The organism is Streptomyces sp. SID14515 (assembly GCF_010548505.1).
GTDB classification, from domain to species: domain Bacteria; phylum Actinomycetota; class Actinomycetes; order Streptomycetales; family Streptomycetaceae; genus Streptomyces; species Streptomyces caviscabies.
Map to the genome: position 1 here is coordinate 1 of NZ_JAAGMH010000149.1, position 19,443 is coordinate 19,443.

Genomic DNA, 19,443 nt, shown 5'->3' on the forward strand with positions numbered 1-19,443 from the left:
CTGCCGCCGCACGCGCCCCGGCCCGCCGCCCAGCCGCCCGAGCTGCCGCCCCCGCCGCCGGGCCCCGGCGCTCCGACCGCCTGAGCGGACCGCCCGGTTCAGCGCCGGTGGGTCGGTGCGCTGGTCGGCGCCGCTGATCAGTGCTGCTGGTGCAGCCCGCGCCCGGCCAGCGTCAGGAACACCTCGCCCACCGCCTCGGAGAGCGTCGGATGGGCGTGGATGTGCTGGGCCACATCGGCGGGCTCCGCGTCCCAGCCGACCACCAACTGGCTCTCCGCGATCATCTCCGACACCTGCGGGCCGACCAGATGGACGCCCAGCACCCGGCCCGCCCGCTCGGCCACCACCTTCACCATGCCGCCCCGGCCGTGCACCATGCCCTTGGCCACGGCGGTCAGCGGCAGGATGTTCACCACCACATCGTGCCCCGCGTCCCGGGCCTGCGCCTCGGTCAGCCCCACCGCGGCGGTCTGCGGCGAGGAGTACGTGACCCGGGGCACGGCGGCGTAGTCGACCGGGGCGGGACGCAGCCCGGCCAGCGTCTCCGCGACCAACAGCCCCTCGGCGAACGAGGCGTGGGCGAGCCCCAGGGAGGGCGGCGGCAGCAGGTCGCCCACCACATGGACGCCCGGCACCGCCGTCTCAAGACGCGACCAGTCGGCGGGCACGACATGGCCCCGTCCGTCCGTGGCCAGCCCCGCCGCCGCGAGCCCCAGGCCCTCGGTCACCGGCTCCCGGCCGACCGCGACCAGCAGCCGCTCGGCCGCCACCGTGACGCTCTCGCCCCGGGCGGTCCGCACGACGGCCCGCACCCCCTCGTCCACCACCGTCCACTCCAGCAGCCGCGCGCCCGCCTCCACCCGGATGCCCCGCTTCTTGAGCCCCCGCAGCAGATGCCGCGACACCTCCGCGTCCTCCAGCGGCACCAGCCGGTCGGCGGCCTCCACCAGCGTGACCTCGGCCCCCATCGACCGGTGCAACGAGGCGTACTCGACGCCGATCGCCCCGCCGCCGACCACCAGCACCGACCCGGGCAGCCCCGGTGCGTGCAGGGCGTCGTCGCTCGTCACCACCCGCCGCCCGTCCACCGCCTGACCCGGCGGCATCCGCGGCCGCGAACCGGTCGCCAGCACCACGCCCCGCCGGGCCACGACCTCCCCGTACCCGCCGATCCGGGCCGAACGCGGGCCCGTCAGCTCGGCGCCGCCCCGCACCACCTCCACGCCGGCCCGCGCCAGTTGTGCCTCGACCCCTCGGTGGTTACGGGTCACGATGTCGTCCCGGGTCGCGACCAGCGCCGGCCAGTCCACCGAGTCGAGCGTCGCCTTCACCCCCCACCGCTCCCGTGCCTCGGCGATGCCGTCGACCAGTTCGGCCGCGTGCAGCATCGCCTTGCTCGGGATGCAGCCGCGGTGCAGACAGGTGCCCCCGATCGCGTCCCGCTCGGCCAGCACGACCTTCAGCCCGAGGGCCGCCGCGCGCAACGCCGTGGAGTAGCCCCCCGTGCCGCCGCCGATCACCAGTACGTCCGTCGCCTGCTCCGTGTTCGTCCGCGTCATGGGATCCACCCTCGCCCCCGGCCCGGTCATGCGTCCAAGGCAGAATGCGTGTGGAGTCGATGCACAACGTTCATGGCACGTGGACGTGCTTCGGCGTGGTGATGCGTGAAGTCCTGTGGAAGGGGGGCTGATGAGCCTGCGTCAGATGGAGTACTTCGTCACGGTGGTCGAGGAGTCCTCCTTCACCCGTGCCGCCGAACGGCTCCACGTCACCCAGCCCGCCCTCTCCCACCAGATCAAGGCGCTGGAACGGGCGGTCGGCGGCGAGCTGTTGGAACGGCTGCCGCGCGGCGTCCTGCTCACCCAGATGGGCCGGGCATTCCTCCCGCACGCCGAACGCTCCGTCCGCAGCGCCGCCCAGGCCCGCCGTGCCGCCCGCGCGGCCGCCGGGGCGGAGGGCGGCGAACTCCACATCGCCACCGTGCACTCGGTGGCCGTCGGTGTCCTCCCCGACGTCTTCGCGCACTGGCGGCGCGCCCACCCGGGCGTCTGCCTGGTCCTCCACGAGTACGCCAGCGCCGACGCCCTGGAGGAGCAGGTGGAACGCGGCATCGCCGACCTCGCCCTCGGGCCGGTGCCCGAGCGGTGGAGCGGGCCCCTCGTCCCGGTGGGCGAGGAGGAGATCGTGCTCGTCGTCCCGTTCGACGACCCGCTGGCCGGGCGCTCCTCGGTCGCTCTGCACGAGCTCGCCGACCGGGCCTGGGTCCGGTGCGCGATGGAACCGGTCGTCGACGGCCGCCCCTTCCTCGACGGCATCTGCGGCGCGGCGGGCTTCGAGCCCCGTACGGCCGTGCGGACCGAGCACACCTCGACCGCGATCCGGATGGCGGCGGCCGGGGTCGGCGTCTCCACCGCACCCGGCCACACCGTCCGCGGCGCTCTCGGCGAGGACTGCGCGGTCCTGAGCGTCGACCCGCCCTGGCTGCGCGCCCTGGCCGTCTTCTCCCGCGTCCCCCTGACCGGGGCGGCGGCCGCCTTCACCGAGCTGCTCGCCACCCTGCCGGTCACCGGGATACGCCCGCCGCACCCCACCGCACCCTCACCCGAACGGGCGTACGCCGACTGCGCCGCGCCCCCTGCGGTGGTCCCCTGAGAGGACGCGCGCCGGCAGCCGGCGCACCGATTCCAGGGGGCGCGGAATGCCGGTCGACCGCCCCGAGGCCCTGCCCGCCGCCCGCCGTCCGCACCGGCTCGCGGGCGGGCAGCCGGGACTGCTGGCGCCGGGGGCCACGACGGATCCGTACCGGCTGCGCCTCTACCGCCTGCTGCGCACCGACTACCCCCTCGGCTACGACCCGGGCCTCGGCGCCTGGCTGCTGAGCCGGTACGCGGATGTGGCCCAGGCCCTCACCGACCCCCGGTTCACCGGCTACCCGCACGACGGGGCCCCGCGCGGCCGGGCCCCCGTCCCGCTCGGCCTCTGCCGGGGCAGCCTGGTCTGCGGCCCGTCCGCCGTGCCCTGGAGCGCCGCCGAACCCGCCGTCGAGCGGACCGCGTACGTCCTGGCCCGCCGGATCGCCGGGCGCGACCGGGCGGACCTGGTCGCCGACTTCTGCCGCTGGCTGCCCGCCGGGGCCGCGGCTGCGGCGGCCGGGCTCTCCTACCCGGACCTGAGCACCCTGCCCCGGCCCGCCCGCCAGCGGTGGGCCGGCGGGGCGGCCGACGACTGCTCCGGACCGACCGCACTCCGCGAGCGCGCGCTCGCCTCGTTCCTCGCGAACATGCTGGACGACCCGGACCTGCTGGCCGCGGCGACGGCCGGACCCGGGACCGGAACAGGCCCCGGGACGCTGCTGGGGCGCGCCTGGACCGAGACGCTGCGCCGCGATCCGCCCGTCCAGATCGTGCTGCGCCGCACCCGTACCGAGGTGACCGTCAGCGGCGGCACGCTCCCCGCCGACGCGCCCGTCGCCTGCCTCATCGGTGCGGCGGGCCGCGACCCGGCCCGGTTCGGCGCGCCCGACCGGTTCGACCCGCTGCGCACCGACGCCGACCCGCTGCTCATCGGCCCGGCCGGCTGCCCCGCCGCGCTCCTCGGCAGACTGGAGGCCGAACACGGCCTGCGCGCCCTGCTGACGGCGATGCCCGGCATCCGCTGGGCCGAGGGCTTCCGCCCGGTGGCGGGCGGCCTCCTCACCCGGGGCCCGCGCACCCTGCTCGTATGCCCGTCCTGACGGGCAGGGCCATGGCCCCGGTGGTCGTCAGCCCCCCACCCGCCGCAGCAGCGCCACCGGCCGCTCGGCGAACAGCTCGGCCGCCGCCACCGCGCCGCCCGGGAACTCCCGGCCGGGCGAGGCCGACAGCAGGTCCTGCCAGCGGCCGTCGGCCGGCAGCTCCAGCACCGTGTCCCGCCAGCCGCCGCCCTCGGCCAGCCGCAGCGACAGCCGGGTCACCGCCGTGACCACCTCGCCCGACCGGCAGAACGCCGGCAGATGGGCGGCGGCCGGGCCATGGGCCGCCAGCGGCGCGTACGTACCCGACTCGCCGAACACGTGAGGCAGTTCGCGTCGCAGCCCCAGCGCGACCGCCGTCAGCGCCTGCTTCTCGTCCGGCGCCTCGGGCCGCCGGAACGGCCGCCGGTTGTCCGGGTCGACCAGGGCCAGATACTCGCTCTCCGTGCCCTGGTAGAGATCCGGCACGCCCGGCATCGTCAGATGCACCAGCGCCGCCCCCAGCACCTGGGCGCGCACATGCGGGGCGAGCGCGTCCGCGAACTCGGCGATCAGCGTCCGGGCCACGCCCGACCCGTCGCCCGGACCGGCGGCGACGAACTCCGACACCGCCCGCTCGTACGCCGGATCCGGCTCCGTCCAGCTGGTGAAGAGGCCCGCCTCGCGCACCGCCTTCAGCAGGGCCGGCTCCAGCCGCTCGAACAGCTCCTCGGCCGGCAGCTCCGCGCAGCCGTACGCCGACTGCCAGGCGGCCCAGGCCAGTTGTGGGTCCGGGGCCGCGACGGTGGTGGCCGCCGTCAGCTGCGCCACCAGCGCCGCCCACCGCTCCGGGCACTGGGTCAGCACCGCGATCCGGGCCCGCACGTCCGCGCTGCGCTTGGTGTCGTGCGTGGTCAGGACCGTGCCGGTGGCCGGCCGGTCGCGGGCGATCCGGGCCGCGAAGGCGTGGAACTCCTCCGGCGACACCGCGGGCCGCCCCGGGTCCCCGCCCACCTCGGTGGCCGAGGTCAGGGGTACGTACCGGTAGAACGCCGTGTCCTCCACCGACTTGGCGTGCAGCGCGGACGCGGTCTGGGCGAACCGGGCGCAGAACGCCGCCTGTTGCTCCCCGCCACCGAGCCGCCCGAGCGCCAGATCCCGTACGACGTCGACGGCCGCCGCCTCCTCCGGCACGGAGAACACCGCCTTCGCCTCCCGTACCGCCTCGTCGGTCAGCGTCTCCCGGGCGATCCGCGTCGGCGGCTCGCCCGCCGTGACGTACGGGCGGTAGACCGGGACCCGTACCAGCAGCTCCCGCACCGCCGTCCGCAGCGCCCACGGCGCATGGTCGCGCAGCGCGGGATCCTGTTCGCAGACTCCGGTGGCCTGCCGGGTCAGCCAGGCCGTCTCGGCGGCCAGTTCATGGGTCGCCACCCGGTACGCGGCCCGGCGCACCGTCGCCGGCCAGTCGCCGCCCCGGTCGCCGGGCGGGCCCGCGAACTCCCGGTAGCGGCCGACCAGCTCCGCCGTGCCGGACGGGTCGGTGAACAGCCCGTCGATCCGGTGCAGCGCGTCGTACCCGGTGGTGCCCGCGACCGCCCAGTCCGCCGGGAGGTGTTCGTCGCCGGTGAGGATCTTCTCCACCACCGTCCAGCGGCCGCCGGTGGCCTCGTTCAGCCGCTCCAGATAGGCGGCGGGCGCGGCGAGACCGTCCGGATGATCGATGCGCAGCCCGTCCAGCACCCCGTCGTGGAGCAGTTCGAGGACCTTGGCGTGCGTGGCGTCGAAGACCTCCGGGTGCTCGACGCGCACCCCGATCAGCTCCGGAACGGTGAAGAACCGCCGGTAGTTCAGCTCGGTGCGGGCGAGGCGCCACCAGCCGAGCCGGTAGTGCTGGGCGTCCAGCAGCTCCGGCAGCGGAAGGCCCGCCGTGCCGGCGCGCAACGGGAACTCCAGGTCGTGGTAGCGCAGCACCTCCCCGGCACCGTCCACGGTCAGGTGCTCCAGCTCCCGGCCGAGCGGCCCGGCGAGCACCGGCAGCAGGACCCGGTGGCCGCCCGCCGCCCAGTCGATGTCGAACCAACGGGCGTACCGGGAGGCCGGGCCCTCGCGCAGCACCTCCCACAGCTGGCGGTTGTGCCGGGGCGAGGCCGCCATGTGGTTGGGCACGATGTCCAGGACCAGGCCGAGCCCGTGCTCCCGGGCGGCCGAGGCGAGCGACCGCAGCCCCTCCTCACCGCCCAGCTCCGCCCGGACCCGGCTGTGGTCGACCACGTCGTAACCGTGCCGGGAGCCGGGGACCGCCTCCAGCACGGGCGACAGATGCAGGTGCGAGACGCCGAGCTCGGCGAGGTACGGCACGGCCTTCTCGGCGGCGGCGAACGGGAAGTCGGGCTGGAGCTGAAGCCGGTACGTGGCGGAGGGCGTCATGGACTCCTACGTACCCCGCCCGGGGCGATCCGTGTCACCCCGGGCGCAACACTCACTCCAGGTATTTCTCTCCGCCCACCCCTCAGGCGGGCCGCTTCAGCACGGTCAGGCTGCGGCCGATCAGCGTGACCTGCTCGCCCTCGGCCACCTTCGGCCCGGTCCCCGGCGGCACCCCGTCCGGCCGCGCGGTGTCCACGACGACCTGCCACTGCTCCCCGTGGTCGACCGGGACGGCGAACTCCAGCGTCTCGGCGCTCGCGTTGAACATCAGCAGGAACGAGTCGTCGGCGATCCGCTCGCCGCGCGGTCCGGGCTCCGAGATCGCGTGGCCGTTCAGGAACACGGTCATCGCCTTCGCGTGGGCCGCCTGCCAGTCCTGCTGCGTCATCTCCTCGCCCTCGGGCGTGAACCAGGCGATGTCGGACAGCTCGTCGTGGGTGCCCTCCACCGGCCGGCCGTGGAAGAAGCGGCGGCGTCGGAAGACCGGGTGGTCGCGGCGCAGCCACACCATGGCCCGGGTGAACTCCAGCAGGGTGGAGGCCGGCGCGTCGGCCGGCTCGTCCGGATCGGGCCAGTGCACCCAGGCCAGCTCGTTGTCCTGGCAGTAGGCGTTGTTGTTGCCCTGCTGCGTACGGGCGAACTCGTCGCCGTGGCTCAGCATCGGCACGCCCTGCGAGAGCATCAGCGTGGCGATGAAGTTCCGCATCTGGCGGGCCCGCAGCTCCAGGACCTCCGGGTCGTCGGTCTCGCCTTCCGCGCCGCAGTTCCAGGAGCGGTTGTGGCTCTCGCCGTCCCGGTTGTCCTCCCCGTTGGCGTCGTTGCGCTTGTCGTTGTACGAGACGAGGTCGTGGAGGGTGAAGCCGTCGTGGCAGGTGGTGAAGTTGATCGAGGCGAGGGGCCGTCGGCCGTCGTCCTGGTAGAGGTCGGAGGAGCCGGTGAGCCGCCCGGCGAACTCCGCCAGGGTGCGCGGCTCGCCCCGCCACAGATCGCGGACCGTGTCGCGGTACTTGCCGTTCCATTCGGTCCACAGCGGCGGGAAGTTGCCCACCTGATAGCCGCCCTCGCCGACGTCCCACGGCTCGGCGATCAGCTTCACCTGGCTGACCACCGGGTCCTGCTGCACCAGGTCGAAGAACGAGGAGAGCCGGTCCACCTCGTGGAACTGGCGGGCGAGCGTCGCCGCGAGATCGAAGCGGAAGCCGTCCACATGCATCTCGGTCACCCAGTACCGCAGCGAGTCCATGATCATCTGGAGGACGTGCGGGGACCGCATGAGCAGCGAGTTCCCGGTGCCCGTGGTGTCCATGTAGTAGCGCTGATCATCGGTCAGCCGGTAGTAGGAGGCGTTGTCGAGGCCGCGGAAGGAGAGCGTGGGCCCGAGGTGGTTGCCCTCCGCCGTGTGGTTGTAGACCACGTCGAGGATGACCTCGATCCCCGCCTGGTGCAGCGCCTTCACCGCCTGCTTGAACTCCAGCACCTGTTCGCCGCGGTCGCCCCAGGAGGCGTAGGTGTTGTGCGGGGCGAAGAAGCCGATGGTGTTGTAGCCCCAGTAGTTGGTGAGCCCCATGTCGGAGAGCCGGTGGTCCTGTACGAACTGGTGGACGGGCATCAGTTCGATCGCGGTGACACCCAGTTCGGTCAGATGGGCGATCACCTCCGGGTGCGCGAGGCCCGCGTACGTACCGCGCAGCTCGGGCGGGAGGCCCGGGTGCAGCATCGTCAGGCCCTTCACATGGGCCTCGTAGATCACCGTGCGGTGGTAGTCCGTCCGGGGGCGGCGGTCGTCACCCCAGTCGAAGTAGGGGTTGACCACCACCGAGCTCATGGTGTGCGGGGCGGAGTCGAGGTCGTTGCGGGCGTCCGGCCTCCCGAAGGGGTAGCCGTACACCGCCTCGCCCCAGTCGATCTTCCCGGCGACCGCACGGGCGTACGGGTCCAGCAGCAGCTTCGCGGAGTTGCACCGCTGCCCGTGCTGGGGTTCGTAGGGTCCGTGCACCCGGAAGCCGTACTGCTGACCCGGCATCACCCCGGGCAGATAGGCGTGGCGCACGAACGCGTCGGTCTCGCGGAGCTCCACCGCTGTCTCCGAACCGTCGTCGTGCAACAGGCACAACTCGATCCGGTGGGCGGCCTCGGAGAAGACCGCGAAGTTGGTACCGGCGCCGTCGTACGTGGCGCCGAGGGGATAAGCGTGTCCCGGCCAGACCTGCATGATGAAGACTCTTCCACTTCTGATCCGGGTGCGGTGGCTTTCCTCGGCCCGTTACTTCCCGAATACTCCCCGAAAACACGGTGCTCACCTAGGACGTCACGCGGTGCGGCCGGGTCCCGTCGCCCGTTCCGGCCGCACCGGTCAACTTCGGACACTCCCGTGCCGCCCCGGACACGCATCCGGACCGCGTCACCCGGCGGGCGTCCGGTTCCCGCCCCGGGGCAGGGGTCCCAATCACTATGAATCAGCTCACTCCACCCGATCTCGCCGCAAGGAACAAGCCTCCGCAGTGGGGGAGTTGAGAAAGTCGCCTGCGGATCGGGCTGCGTCGGATCGCGCTGCCGGAGTACCCTTCCGTGATCGTTGGGTGGGGGAGTGGAAGGCGGTACGCGGGTGAGCTCGGGAGGGTTCGAGCTACCCCCAGGTGACGCAGGTCACGAGGGGGAATCGACCGATGCCCCGCCCGGGGCGGTGTCCCTCGCGCAGCCCATGGAGATAGGCGCCGAGCTGGACTGGGGATCGGAGGCCTGGAGCGAGGTACGGACCCGCGCCCAGCGGGCCGGGCGGGCCTATATCTGGCTGAATCTGGTCGAACAGCGCCTACGGGCGGTGGTCGCCGCGGTGCTCCGGCCGATCTACGAGCCGGTGCACGGCGAGGAGTGGGTGGTGGCCGCGGCCGGACCGGCCGGACAGGAGTGGGTGCAGCGCGCCGTCGCCGTACGCGAGGTCTCGCGCCGCAAGGGCTATCTGCTGGACCCGGCCGACGACAACGTCCTCAGCTTCCTGACGCTGCCGCAGCTGCGCGAGCTGATGGTCCAGCACTGGCCGTGCTTCGAGCCGTACTTCGACGACCGGCGCGATGTCGAGCTGGCCCTCGACGAGCTGGAGGTCGCCCGTAACGTCGTCTCCCGCAACCGCGCGCTGAACGAGGCGGTCCTCGCCCAGGCGGAACGCGCCTCGGCCCGGCTGCTGGACATCCTCGGCAGCGGGGCGGGGGTGCCCTCCGCCGACCGGCTGCCGGTGGACGCGGTCGAGGAGCTGGTCGGCGACCGGTACGCGGACGTGGTCTCCGTCCACCCCGACCGGGTCCGGCTCCAGCGCCAGCTGCCCGCCGAGGACCTGTTCGGCGGGGCGCGGCGGCTCGACGCCATCGGCATAGGCCTCAACCTGCTCGTGCAGAACTTCTCCGGCCGCCGGCTCGTCCGGCTCGCCGAGTCGGGCTGCCGGGTCCGGCTGCTGTTCATCAACCCGGCCAGCAGCGCGGTGCGCCGCCGCGAGCGGGAACTCGGCCTCAAGAAGGGCGAGCTGAGCCGCTCGGTGGAGATGAACATCCTGCACATGCGCCGGGTCCGCTCCAAGCTCCGCGACCCGGGCGCGTTCGAGATCCAGGTCTTCGACGAGACGCCGCGCTTCACCGCCTACCTGGTGGACGGCGACGGACCGGACGCCGTGGGCGTCGTCCAGCCCTATCTGCGCCGGGCCCGGGGCATGGAAGCGCCCGTGCTGGTGCTGCGCGGCGGCGGCAGGCGCACGGTGGTGCGGGCGGGGCAGGACAGCGAGCACGGCCTCTTCGAGACCTACCGCGAGGAGTTCGAGTCGGTCTGGACGGACTCCCGGCCGGTCTCCTGACGGACGCGCGCCCGGTGGTCCTGACGGGCATGCGCCCTGCGACCCTGACGGGCTGTGGGCCGCAGGGGGACTTCGGGCGCTGTCAGTGGCCCGTGCGAAGGTGGTCATCACTCGGGGGGAGCACCACGGGGGAGCGTCACGAAGGAGGTATCGGGATGAGCTGGCACCAGGGCACACTGGTCGGCTTCGACCTGGAGACGACGGGGACCGACGTCGAGAGCGACCGGATCGTCACCGCCGCACTCGTCCGGCTGGAGCCGGACGGGGCGGTCGCCGAGCAGCGGACCTGGCTGCTCGACCCGGGGGTGGCCATACCCGAACAGGCGTCCGCGATCCACGGCATCGGCACGGACCACGCCCGCAAGCATGGGGCGCGGGCCGCCTCCGCGGTCGAGGAGATCGCCCACGCGGTCGCCGACGTGCTGCGCTCGGGCATCCCGCTGGTCGTGATGAACGCGCGCTACGACCTCTCGCTGCTGGACCGCGAATGCCGCAGGTACGGACTGCCGTCGGTCGAGGAGCGGGTCGGCGGGGCGCCCTCGCCCGTCATCGATCCGCTGGTGATCGACAAGCACGTCGACAAGTACCGCAAGGGCAAGCGGGCCCTCCAGGCGCTGTGCGACCACTACGGGGTCACGCTCGACGGAGCCCATGACGCGAGCGCCGACGCGGTGGCCGCCGTGCGTGTGGTGCGCCGGATGGGAGAGCGCCACCGGCCGGTCGGCGCCCTGCCGCCCGCCGAGCTGCACGCCCTTCAGATCCGGGCGGCCGCCGAGCAGTCGGCCTCGCTCCAGGCGTACCTGCGTCGCACGGCCGACCCGGCGGCGGTCGTCGAGTCCTCCTGGCCGCTGATCCCGCGCAGCCGCTGAGCCGCTGAGCGGCCGTACCGCTCGGAGCCCGCCGGGGCGTTCAGAAGGGGTACCAGCGGACCTCGGGATCGCCGTCGCGCAGCGAGGCCACCCTGCGGCGGAACTCGGCGAGCGCCTTCGGGTTGGCCGGGGCGTGCTGGGAGACCCAGGCGCAGCTGGCCGTCTCGCGGGCGCCGCGCAGCACCGCGCACCCCTCCCACTCCCGGACGTCCCAGCCGTACGCGGAGGTGAAGGCGTCGTAGGCCGCGGGGTCGAGGCCGTAGCGGTCGCGGGAGAGGGCGAGGACGACCAGGTCGTGTTCCCGCAGATCGGTGGAGAACGTCTCCAGGTCGACCAGGACCGGGCCGTCGGGCCCGACATGGACGTTGCGCGGGAGCGCGTCGCCGTGGATCGGGCCCGGGGGCAGATGCGGGACGAGAGCGGCGGCCGCGGCCGCGAAGCCGTCGCGGCGCTCGCGGAGGTAGTCGGCGTCCGCCGGGTCGATCGCGTCCCCCGCCAGGCTCAGCCACCGCTCCACACCGCCCAGCAGTTCGCGGCGCGGCAGTGTGAGCTCCGTCGGGGCGGGCAGCGCGTGCACCAGGGAGAGCAGCGGGGCGAGGTCACGCGGCTCGGCGGGGCGTACGGGGTCGGGAAGCCGGTGCCACAGCGTCACGGGGTGGCCCTCGACCAGGCGGGGGCGCCGCTCGGCCGCGCGGACGGCCGGGACACCGGACGCGGCGAGCCAGTCGGCGAGGGCCACCTCTCGCTCGGCCCGCTCGCGGAGCTCGGGGTGGCCGGAGGCGTCCCGGCCGACCTTGACCACCAGGTCGCCGGCCGCGAAGACCGCGTTCTCGCCCAGCGCGAGCAACTCCGCCGTGCCGGGGAAACCGGCGGCCGTGAGCACCTCGCGCGCTCGCATCTCGTTCATGGATGCGATTTTCGCACCCCTGGCGGCCACCTTGACGAACCGACGGACCGTCAGCACGATGACGGAGGCCTCCCGGAACGTCAGAACGGGATGAAGTCCACCTCAGGTGCATCAGTGACATACGGGACAGAGGGGTCTTCTTCGTGACATCGGTGACCGCGGCGAAGCGCTCCGGACCGGACGGCCCGCACGACGGGCACAACGGCCGGGACGGACGGGACGGGCAGGGCGGGCGCGGCGGAAGCGGGCAGGGCGGGCGTGCGGGGAGCTTCTGGCGGCCCGGGCGGCCGGAGCATCCGGAACGCAAGGCGTTCGGGGACCGGGCCGCCTGGTTCCTGGTGCTGCCCGCGCTCATCCCGATCCTGATCCTCAGCGTCGGACCGCTCCTCTACGGCATCGCTCTCGCCTTCACCGACGCGCAGTCCGGCCGGACCCGCTCCACCCAGTGGATTGGCACCCTCAATTTCCAGGACCTGCTGCACGACACCCTGTTCTGGGACTCGTTCCGGATCGGCCTGCTCTGGGCCGTGGGCGTCACCGTCCCGCAGTTCCTCCTGGCGCTGGGTCTCGCCCTGCTGCTCAACCAGAACCTGCGGATGCGCTGGCTGGCCCGGGCGCTGGCGATCGTTCCCTGGGCGATGCCCGAGGTCGTCGTCGGCATCATGTGGCGGCTCGTCTACAACCCGGACGCCGGCATCCTCAACGAGACCATCCGCGACCTCGGACTCGGCGACGGCCGCGACTGGCTGACCGGCCTCGCCACCGCGCTGCCCGCCGTGATCCTCGTCGGCATCTGGGCGGGCATGCCGCAGACCACCGTGGCCCTGCTCGCCGGGCTCCAGAACACCCCGCGCGAACTCCACGAGGCGGCGGCCCTGGACGGGGCGGGCGCCTGGCGCCGGTTCCGTACGGTCACCTGGCCCGCCCTGAAGCCGATCGCGCTCGCCATCTCCGCGCTCAACCTGATCTGGAACTTCAACTCCTTCGCCCTGGTCTATGTCCTGACCAGCGGAGGACCCGGCGGCCGGACCCGGCTGCCGATGCTCTTCGCCTACGAGGAGGCCTTCCGCTACGGACAGTTCGGCTACGCCGCGGCGATGGGCTGTGTGATGGTCGCGGTGATCTCCGTGCTCCTCGCGATCCACCTCGTCGGCCGGCTCAGGGGAGGCGAGGACCGATGAGGCGGGAAACGGCGGAGCGGGAAACGGCGAAGCGGGAAACGGTGCGGCGAGGAACGGTGCGGCGGAAGCCGGCGAGGCGTGAATCCACCGGGCTGCGCACCCGCGGGCCCGCGCGGGCCGCACAGTATCTGGCGCTCCTGGCATACCTGGTCTTCCTCGCGTTCCCGTTCGTGTGGCTGATCTCGACCGCCTTCAAACCCGCCCGCGAACTGGGCTCCCTGCACCCCACCTGGATCCCCGAGAACCCCACCCTGGACAACTTCCGGCAGGCCTTCGACGAGCAGCCGCTGCTCCAGGCCGCGGCCAACTCCCTGCTCGCCGCCGTCGGCGCGGCCGTGATCGCCGTCGTGATCGCCACCCCGCTGGCCTATGTGATGGCCCGCCACCGGGGCCGCCTCGCCACCGCGGCGACCGGCTGGGTCGTGGTCAGCCAGGCGTTCCCGTTCGTCCTGGTGATCATTCCGCTCTTCCTGATCCTGAAGAACCTGCATCTGATCAACACCCTGTGGGGCCTGATCCTCGTCTATGTCGTCTGGTCGCTGCCCTTCGCGCTGTGGATGCTCGCCGGATACGTACGGGCCGTGCCGACCGAGCTGGAGGAGGCCGCCGCCGTCGACGGGGCGGGCCGGGTGCGGACCCTCGTATCGGTCGTGGCCCCGCTGCTCGCCCCCGGCATCGTCGCCACCGCGCTGTTCGCGTTCATCACCGCATGGAACGAGTTCTTCTTCGCGCTCGTCCTGCTCAAGACCCCGGAGAAGCAGACCTTGCCGGTCGTCCTCACCCACTTCCTCGGCGCGGAGGGCGTGGCCGACCTCGGCCCGCTCGCCGCCGCCGCGTTCCTCGCCACCCTGCCCTCCCTCGTCCTCTTCGCCTTCATCCAGCGGCGGATCACCGGCGGGATGACGGCCGGGGCGGTGAAGAACTGATGCGCGCGCCGATCCGCCGGGCGGCCGCCGCCGTCGCCGTACTGGCCCTGCTGCTCACCGGCTGCTCCGGAGGCGACGACGGGCGTGACCCGGACGGCACGATCCGGCTCAGGTTCCAGTCGCTGGCCTGGCAGAAGGAGTCCGTCGACGCCAACAGGCAGCTGGTGAAGGAGTGGAACGCGGCCCACCCCGACGTCCAGGTGGACTACGTCCAGGGCAGCTGGGACAGCGTCCACGACCAGCTGCTCACCTCCTTCGAAGGCGGCGAGGCCCCCGACGTCATCCACGACGCCTCCGACGACCTCGCCGACTTCGCGTACGGGGGCTACCTCGCCGACCTGCGCCCCTTCCTGACCGACCGGCTCAAGGCCGACATCCCCGAACGGTCCTGGCGCACCACCACGTTCGGTGAGGGCGTCCACGGGGTGCCCTTCCTCCAGGAGCCCCGGGTCCTGATCGCCAACACGAAACTGCTGAAGGCCTCCGGCGCCCGCATCCCGACCCCGGAGCGCCCCTGGAGCTGGGAGGAGTTCCGGCGGGTGACGAAGGAGCTGACGGGCCAGGGGCGGTACGGGATCGCCTGGCCGCTCAAGGAGCCGGTCTCCGTCACCCTCAACCTCGGCCTGTCCGGCGGCGGCCGGCTCTTCCACCGCGACGACGAGGGCAAGGCGGTCCTGCGCTTCGAGCCGGGCGACGGCGTGGTGGCCGGCACCATCCACGACCAGGTCAACACCGACGGCAGCGCCGCCCGCGGCGCGTTGGGCATGGGCGGGTCGGACGCGCTGCCCGGGTTCTTCGGCGGCAAGTACGCGATGCTCCCGCTCGGGTTCTCCTACCGCCAGCAGGTCATCCAGCAGGCCCCCGAAGGGTTCGGGTGGACGGTGCTGCCGATGCCGGCCGGTCCGGGCGGCGCGGTCCAGGGCGTCAGCCCGCAGACGCTGTCGGTCGCCGAGGACAGCCCGCACAAGAAGGAGGCCGTCGCGTTCATCGACTTCCTGCTGCGGCCGTCGAACATGGTGCGCCTGGCGCGCGGCGACTGGATGCTGCCGACCGGGACCGAGGCGCTGGCCGATCCGTCGCTGCGCACGGCCGAGCACGGCTGGGCCGTCGGCACCGCGCTCGCCGAGGGGCTGCGGCCGGCCCCGGCCCAGTCGGTGCGGGGCTATCCGGAGTGGAAGGACAAGGTGGCGACGCCCGCGCTCCAGGAGTACTACAGCGGCGCGATCGACGCCGGCGAGCTGAGCAAACGGCTGGTGGAGGACGGGAATCGGGTGCTGGCCCGCTATCAACGCTGACCCCGGCACGGAAGGATCCGGGCACGGAAAGAGGTTGCACGAGACGTCTCGTCTCGTTTAGGGTCTGCGGCATGACGGAATCCCCGCGTGCCCACATCGCCATGTTCTCCATCGCCGCCCACGGACATGTGAACCCGAGCCTCGACGTCATCCGCGAGCTCGTCGACCGTGGACACCGTGTCAGCTACGCCATCCCGGCCTCCTTCGCCGAGAAGGTCGCCGCCACCGGCGCCGAGCCGGTGATCTACACCTCGACCCTGCCGACCGACGAGGACCCCGAGGCCTGGGGCACCGAGCTGATCGACAACATCGAACCCTTCCTGAACGACGCCGTCCAGGCGCTCCCGCGGCTCGCCGAGGCCTTCGCGGGCGACGAGCCCGACCTCGTCCTGCACGACATCACCTCCTATCCCGCCCGGGTCCTCGCCCACCGCTGGGGCGTCCCCGCCGTCTCCCTCTGGCCCAACCTGGTGCCCTGGGAGGGGTACGAGGAGGAGGTCGGGGAGCCCATGACCGCCGAGCTGAAGCAGACCGAGCGCGGCAAGGCGTACTACGCGCGCTTCGACGACTGGCTCGCCGAGAACGGCCTCGGCCATGTCTCCAGCGACGACTTCGTGGCCCGTCCGCGACGCGGCCTCGTCCTGATCCCCGAGGCGCTCCAGCCGAACGCGGACCGGGTGAACCGTGAGATGTACACCTTCGTCGGCGCCTGCCAGGGCGACCGCGCGGATCAGGGGGAGTGGGCCCGGCCGGCCGGTGCGGAGAAGGTGCTGCTGGTGTCGCTCGGCTCCTCGTTCACCAAGCAGCCCGCCTTCTACCGCGAGTGCGTCGAAGCCTTCGGCGGGCTGCCCGGCTGGCATGTGGTGCTCCAGATCGGCGCGCACGTCGACCCCGCCGAACTCGGCGACGTACCGGGCAATGTGGAGGTACGCACCTGGGTGCCGCAGCTGGCCGTCCTCAAGCAGGCCGACGCCTTCATCACCCACGCCGGCGCGGGCGGAAGCCAGGAGGGCCTCGCCACCGGCACCCCGATGGTCGCCGTCCCGCAGGCCGTCGACCAGTTCGGCAACGCCGACATGCTCCAGTCGCTGGGCGTGGCCCGGCATCTGCCGATGGAGGAGGCCGACGCCGCGACCCTGCGCGCGGCGGTGCTCGCCCTGGTGGACGATCCCGAAGTCGCCGCCCGGTGCGGGCGCCTGAGCGAGCAGACGGCGCGGGAGGGCGGCACTCCGAGGGCCGCCGACCTCATCGAGGCGGAACTGTCGCGCTGAGCGGAATCGACTGACTGCTATCCGGACGTTCTCCGTCCCGCCCCGTGTGCCGCACCCTGCGGTTTTCCGGGGCGGGACGTCTGTGTTTCGGCTCTGTGAAGCCTCTGTCGCGACGGGGGCGGTCGGCGCATCTGCACGCACGCCCTGGCGATTTCACACCCGGAACCGGGTGTTCACGCCTCGCGCGCACACCTTCACGGGTCTTCACGTGTCTTCACGCATGGTCACTCCTGCCCCATAGGGCTCTCGGCGGGGTGCGGCCGACGGTCGGGCGGACGGCCTCCGACGCCTCAAGGGCGGCTCTGAGCAGGAGGTATGGGAGGTTCGGGCGCCCTCCCGGAGTGGCGCGGAATCGGTCGGTCCGGGCGGGTGGGGCGCCCGTCGGCCCTCCGTGACCCGTGTGACCAGCCATGGCCGATTTCCTCTTACGAAACCTTGTTGAGGAAGTCACACCTCCATGAAGGCCTTGATCTGTGCTCGTCAATCGGTCAGGGTTTCGAGCCAGCCCCCGGAGATCGTCCGGCCGAGGGCCAATCCCCCCACAAAGAATGACGAGGAGTGCCCTCTTCATGGCAAAGCACCAGCGCACCCGTCGCATCAAGCTGACCGCCGCGATCACCGCCGTGGCGGCCGCCGCGGGAGTCACCCTTCTCGGTACCTCGTTCGCGGGAGCCGCACCGGCTCCCATGGGCACGGTCTACGGCGCGGACGCCGCGACCGCAGTGTCCGGCAGCTACATCGTGATGCTGGACGAGAAGAAGGCCGACAAGTCCAAGCTCGCCGAGGAGTACGGCGGCAAGCTCAAGCGCAACTACAGCTCCAGCATCAACGGCTTCTCCGCCAGCGGCCTTTCGGAGACCGAGGCCAAGCGCCTCGCCGCCGACCCGGCCGTCGCCAAGGTGGTGCAGAACAAGAAGTTCAGCATCGACGCCACCCAGGACAACCCGCCGTCGTGGGGTCTGGACCGCATCGACCAGACCGAGACCGCGGGCGACAACGCCTACACCTACCCGGACGCCGGCGGCGAGGGCGTCACCGCGTACGTCATCGACACCGGTGTCCGCGTCACCCACGAGGACTTCGAGGGCCGGGCCACCTCGGGCTTCGACGCCGTGGACAACGACGACGACGCAGACGACGGCAACGGGCACGGCACCCACGTGGCGGGCACCATAGCCGGGGCCGCGCACGGCGTCGCCAAGAAGGCGAACATCGTGGGCGTCCGCGTCCTGGACGACAACGGCTCGGGCACCACCGAGCAGGTCATCGCCGGGATCGACTGGGTCGCCGCCAACGCCAAGGGCCCGTCCGGCGCCAACATGAGCCTCGGCGGCGGGGCCGACCCGGCGCTCGACGAGGCGGTCCAGAAGGCCATCGCCGCGGGCATCACCTTCGGCGTGGCCGCCGGGAACGAGTCCAGCGACGCCGGCCAGGGCTCGCCCGCCCGTGTCCCCGAGGCGATCACCGTCGCCTCGTCCACGGACGCCGACGAGCAGTCCTCGTTCTCCAACTACGGCTCGATCGTGGACATCTACGCCCCGGGCTCGGACATCACGTCCACCTGGAACGACAGCGACACCGGCACCAACACCATCTCCGGTACGTCCATGGCCACCCCGCACGTCGTCGGCGCGGCCGCCGTCTACCTGGCGGGCCACCAGGACGCGACCCCGGAGGCCGTCGCCACGGCGCTCACCGAGGGAGCCACCCCGGACGCCATCAGCAATGCCACCGAGGGCACGGCGAACCTGCTCCTCAAGGTCGTCGAGTAACCACCCCGGTTCCGACCGGACGCCGGGCGGCGGGTGGTCACGTACCCTCGCCGCCCGGCCTCGCGCACAGCAGCCGCCGCGCTCTCCCCCACGGGGCGCGGCGGCTGCGCCGTTTCCGGGCGTGGACCCGACGCGGCCGTCCCCGCGACGCCCGCGGAGGCTTTCCCGCGTTCCGCGCCCTCTTCAAGGCCCTTCCACGCCTACCGGAACGGCCTGGTCCACCGACCCTCGCCGATCCACGTGGAACGGCCGGACACCCCCTAGGGTGGGTGGCCATGACGACGACGTACGCGGCGCTGCTGCGGGGGATCAACGTGGGCGGCGGCAAACGGGTCCCGATGCCCGAACTGCGCACCGTGCTCACCGAACTGGGACACACCGGTGTCGCCACCTATCTGCAGAGCGGGAACGCCGTCTTCCGGAGCGGGAGCGGCGACGAGGACGCGCTGGCCGCCGATCTGGAGCAGGCCCTGCGCCGACGGTTCGGATTCGCCGTCGACTGCCTCGTCCGTGACGCCGGCTATCTCGCCGCCGTCGCCGACGCCTGCCCCTTCCCCGCCGCCGAGCTGGAGGGCAAGCAGCTCCACGTCACCTACTTCGACCGGCCCGTGGACGCCGACCGCTTCGCGGACCTGGCGGCGGCGGAGTTCCTGCCGGAGGAGTTCCGGCTCGGCGACCGCTGTATGTATCTGTACGCCCCCGACGGACTCGGCCGCTCCAAGCTGGCCGTCGCGCTGGGACGCCCGCGCCATGTCAAAGGCCTCACCGCCACCACCCGTAACTGGAACACCGTGGCGAAACTCGTGGAGATGACCCGTGTCTGAGCCGTCGCCCGCCGTGGCCGCAGCCATCGAGGGCGAGCTCCGCCTGCTGGACCCGGCGGTACGGGCCTCCGTCGAGCTCCTCGCCTCCCTGCTGCACACCGACTTCCGGGAGATCGGCACCAGCGGCCGGCTCTGGACCCGGGAGACGATCATCGCCTCGCTCACCGCGGACGACGCCCCGCGCCCCGGCCCGCTCACCGCCTCCCGGATGCGGGGCGAGCAGCTCTGCGCCGACCTGGTGCACCTCACTTTCGATACCGAGTCCAAGGGGATCCGCTCGCACCGCAGCTCCCTGTGGCGGCTGACCCCGGAGGGCTGGCGGCTCTACTTCCACCAGGCGACGCCGTTCAGCGACGATGTCCTCGACGACCCCTTGGCCGGCCCCGCCGCCGAGGTCTGACCCGGCGGGCGGGGCTCC

Annotated in this window: 15 protein-coding genes; 11 read left to right on the forward strand and 4 right to left on the reverse strand. The window is 72.8% G+C overall.

Annotation, left to right across the window (positions count from 1 at the left end; translation table 11 throughout):
- Nucleotides 1–137: 137 nt before the first annotated feature.
- Nucleotides 138–1,559, reverse strand: coding sequence for a dihydrolipoyl dehydrogenase (gene lpdA / locus G3I54_RS38280; RefSeq protein ID WP_164621969.1), 1,422 nt, complete (start codon nucleotides 1,557–1,559; stop codon nucleotides 138–140).
- A gap of 130 nt (nucleotides 1,560–1,689) precedes the next feature.
- Here lpdA and G3I54_RS38285 point away from each other — a divergent pair, with 130 nt between their 5' ends.
- Together G3I54_RS38285 and G3I54_RS38290 are read left to right on the forward strand one after the other, a co-directional pair.
- Entirely contained in the window at nucleotides 1,690–2,652 is a 963-nt protein-coding gene (locus G3I54_RS38285; RefSeq protein ID WP_164621971.1) for a LysR family transcriptional regulator, read from the forward strand.
- A gap of 46 nt (nucleotides 2,653–2,698) precedes the next feature.
- A complete protein-coding gene (locus tag G3I54_RS38290) occupies nucleotides 2,699–3,733 on the forward strand; it encodes a cytochrome P450 (RefSeq protein ID WP_164621977.1) in 1,035 nt (344 codons plus the stop codon).
- Nucleotides 3,734–3,760: 27 nt separating this feature from the next.
- Here the strand turns inward: G3I54_RS38290 and treY are convergent, their stop codons facing one another.
- Nucleotides 3,761–6,139 carry a malto-oligosyltrehalose synthase gene (gene treY / locus G3I54_RS38295; protein ID WP_164621978.1) on the reverse strand — a complete coding sequence of 793 codons (2,379 nt, stop codon included), beginning with the start codon at nucleotides 6,137–6,139 and terminating at the stop codon, nucleotides 3,761–3,763.
- An 82-nt stretch (nucleotides 6,140–6,221) separates the two neighbouring features.
- Nucleotides 6,222–8,351, reverse strand: a complete 2,130-nt coding sequence (gene glgX, locus G3I54_RS38300) for a glycogen debranching protein GlgX (protein ID WP_164621979.1) — start codon at nucleotides 8,349–8,351, stop codon at nucleotides 6,222–6,224.
- Nucleotides 8,352–8,744: 393 nt separating this feature from the next.
- Between glgX and G3I54_RS38305 the strand changes: the two genes are divergently transcribed.
- Complete coding sequence (locus G3I54_RS38305) at nucleotides 8,745–9,980, forward strand: SAV2148 family HEPN domain-containing protein (RefSeq protein ID WP_164621980.1); 1,236 nt, start codon at nucleotides 8,745–8,747, stop codon at nucleotides 9,978–9,980.
- Nucleotides 9,981–10,135: 155 nt separating this feature from the next.
- Nucleotides 10,136–10,849 (forward strand): 3'-5' exonuclease, encoded by a 714-nt coding sequence (locus G3I54_RS38310; protein ID WP_164621981.1) that lies wholly within the window; start codon nucleotides 10,136–10,138, stop codon nucleotides 10,847–10,849.
- A 40-nt stretch (nucleotides 10,850–10,889) separates the two neighbouring features.
- Here the strand turns inward: G3I54_RS38310 and G3I54_RS38315 are convergent, their stop codons facing one another.
- Entirely contained in the window at nucleotides 10,890–11,756 is an 867-nt protein-coding gene (locus G3I54_RS38315; protein ID WP_164621984.1) for an aminoglycoside phosphotransferase family protein, read from the reverse strand.
- Between the two features lie 143 nt (nucleotides 11,757–11,899).
- Here G3I54_RS38315 and G3I54_RS38320 point away from each other — a divergent pair, with 143 nt between their 5' ends.
- From G3I54_RS38320 to G3I54_RS38350, 7 genes are all read left to right on the forward strand, one after another.
- Nucleotides 11,900–12,937: a sugar ABC transporter permease gene (locus G3I54_RS38320; protein ID WP_164621986.1), complete on the forward strand. Its 1,038-nt coding sequence runs from the start codon at nucleotides 11,900–11,902 to the stop codon at nucleotides 12,935–12,937.
- A gap of 56 nt (nucleotides 12,938–12,993) precedes the next feature.
- Nucleotides 12,994–13,863, forward strand: a complete 870-nt coding sequence (locus G3I54_RS38325; protein ID WP_343240524.1) for a carbohydrate ABC transporter permease — start codon at nucleotides 12,994–12,996, stop codon at nucleotides 13,861–13,863.
- Nucleotides 13,863–15,158, forward strand: a complete 1,296-nt coding sequence (locus G3I54_RS38330) for a sugar ABC transporter substrate-binding protein (protein ID WP_164621988.1) — start codon at nucleotides 13,863–13,865, stop codon at nucleotides 15,156–15,158. Before G3I54_RS38325 ends, G3I54_RS38330 begins: the two co-directional genes overlap by 1 nt.
- A 71-nt stretch (nucleotides 15,159–15,229) precedes the next feature.
- Nucleotides 15,230–16,429 carry a macrolide-inactivating glycosyltransferase gene (gene mgt, locus G3I54_RS38335; protein WP_164621990.1) on the forward strand — a complete coding sequence of 400 codons (1,200 nt, stop codon included), beginning with the start codon at nucleotides 15,230–15,232 and terminating at the stop codon, nucleotides 16,427–16,429.
- 569 nt (nucleotides 16,430–16,998) lie between these two features.
- Nucleotides 16,999–18,201, forward strand: coding sequence for a S8 family peptidase (locus G3I54_RS38340; RefSeq protein ID WP_164621992.1), 1,203 nt, complete (start codon nucleotides 16,999–17,001; stop codon nucleotides 18,199–18,201).
- Nucleotides 18,202–18,476: 275 nt separating this feature from the next.
- Nucleotides 18,477–19,025: a DUF1697 domain-containing protein gene (locus G3I54_RS38345; protein ID WP_164621994.1), complete on the forward strand. Its 549-nt coding sequence runs from the start codon at nucleotides 18,477–18,479 to the stop codon at nucleotides 19,023–19,025.
- A complete protein-coding gene (locus G3I54_RS38350) occupies nucleotides 19,018–19,425 on the forward strand; it encodes a nuclear transport factor 2 family protein (protein WP_164621996.1) in 408 nt (135 codons plus the stop codon). The genes G3I54_RS38345 and G3I54_RS38350 overlap by 8 nt, the downstream gene beginning before the upstream one ends.
- Nucleotides 19,426–19,443: the final 18 nt, after the last annotated feature.

Coding starts and splice junctions, on each gene's coding strand:
- lpdA (WP_164621969.1), bottom strand. CDS start 1,559: ATGACGCGGACGAACACGGAGCAGGCGACGGACGTACTGGTGATCGGC.
- G3I54_RS38285 (WP_164621971.1), top strand. CDS start 1,690: ATGAGCCTGCGTCAGATGGAGTACTTCGTCACGGTGGTCGAGGAGTCC.
- G3I54_RS38290 (WP_164621977.1), top strand. CDS start 2,699: ATGCCGGTCGACCGCCCCGAGGCCCTGCCCGCCGCCCGCCGTCCGCAC.
- treY (WP_164621978.1), bottom strand. CDS start 6,139: ATGACGCCCTCCGCCACGTACCGGCTTCAGCTCCAGCCCGACTTCCCG.
- glgX (WP_164621979.1), bottom strand. CDS start 8,351: ATGCAGGTCTGGCCGGGACACGCTTATCCCCTCGGCGCCACGTACGAC.
- G3I54_RS38310 (WP_164621981.1), top strand. CDS start 10,136: ATGAGCTGGCACCAGGGCACACTGGTCGGCTTCGACCTGGAGACGACG.
- G3I54_RS38315 (WP_164621984.1), bottom strand. CDS start 11,756: ATGAACGAGATGCGAGCGCGCGAGGTGCTCACGGCCGCCGGTTTCCCC.
- G3I54_RS38330 (WP_164621988.1), top strand. CDS start 13,863: ATGCGCGCGCCGATCCGCCGGGCGGCCGCCGCCGTCGCCGTACTGGCC.
- mgt (WP_164621990.1), top strand. CDS start 15,230: ATGACGGAATCCCCGCGTGCCCACATCGCCATGTTCTCCATCGCCGCC.
- G3I54_RS38340 (WP_164621992.1), top strand. CDS start 16,999: ATGGCAAAGCACCAGCGCACCCGTCGCATCAAGCTGACCGCCGCGATC.
- G3I54_RS38345 (WP_164621994.1), top strand. CDS start 18,477: ATGACGACGACGTACGCGGCGCTGCTGCGGGGGATCAACGTGGGCGGC.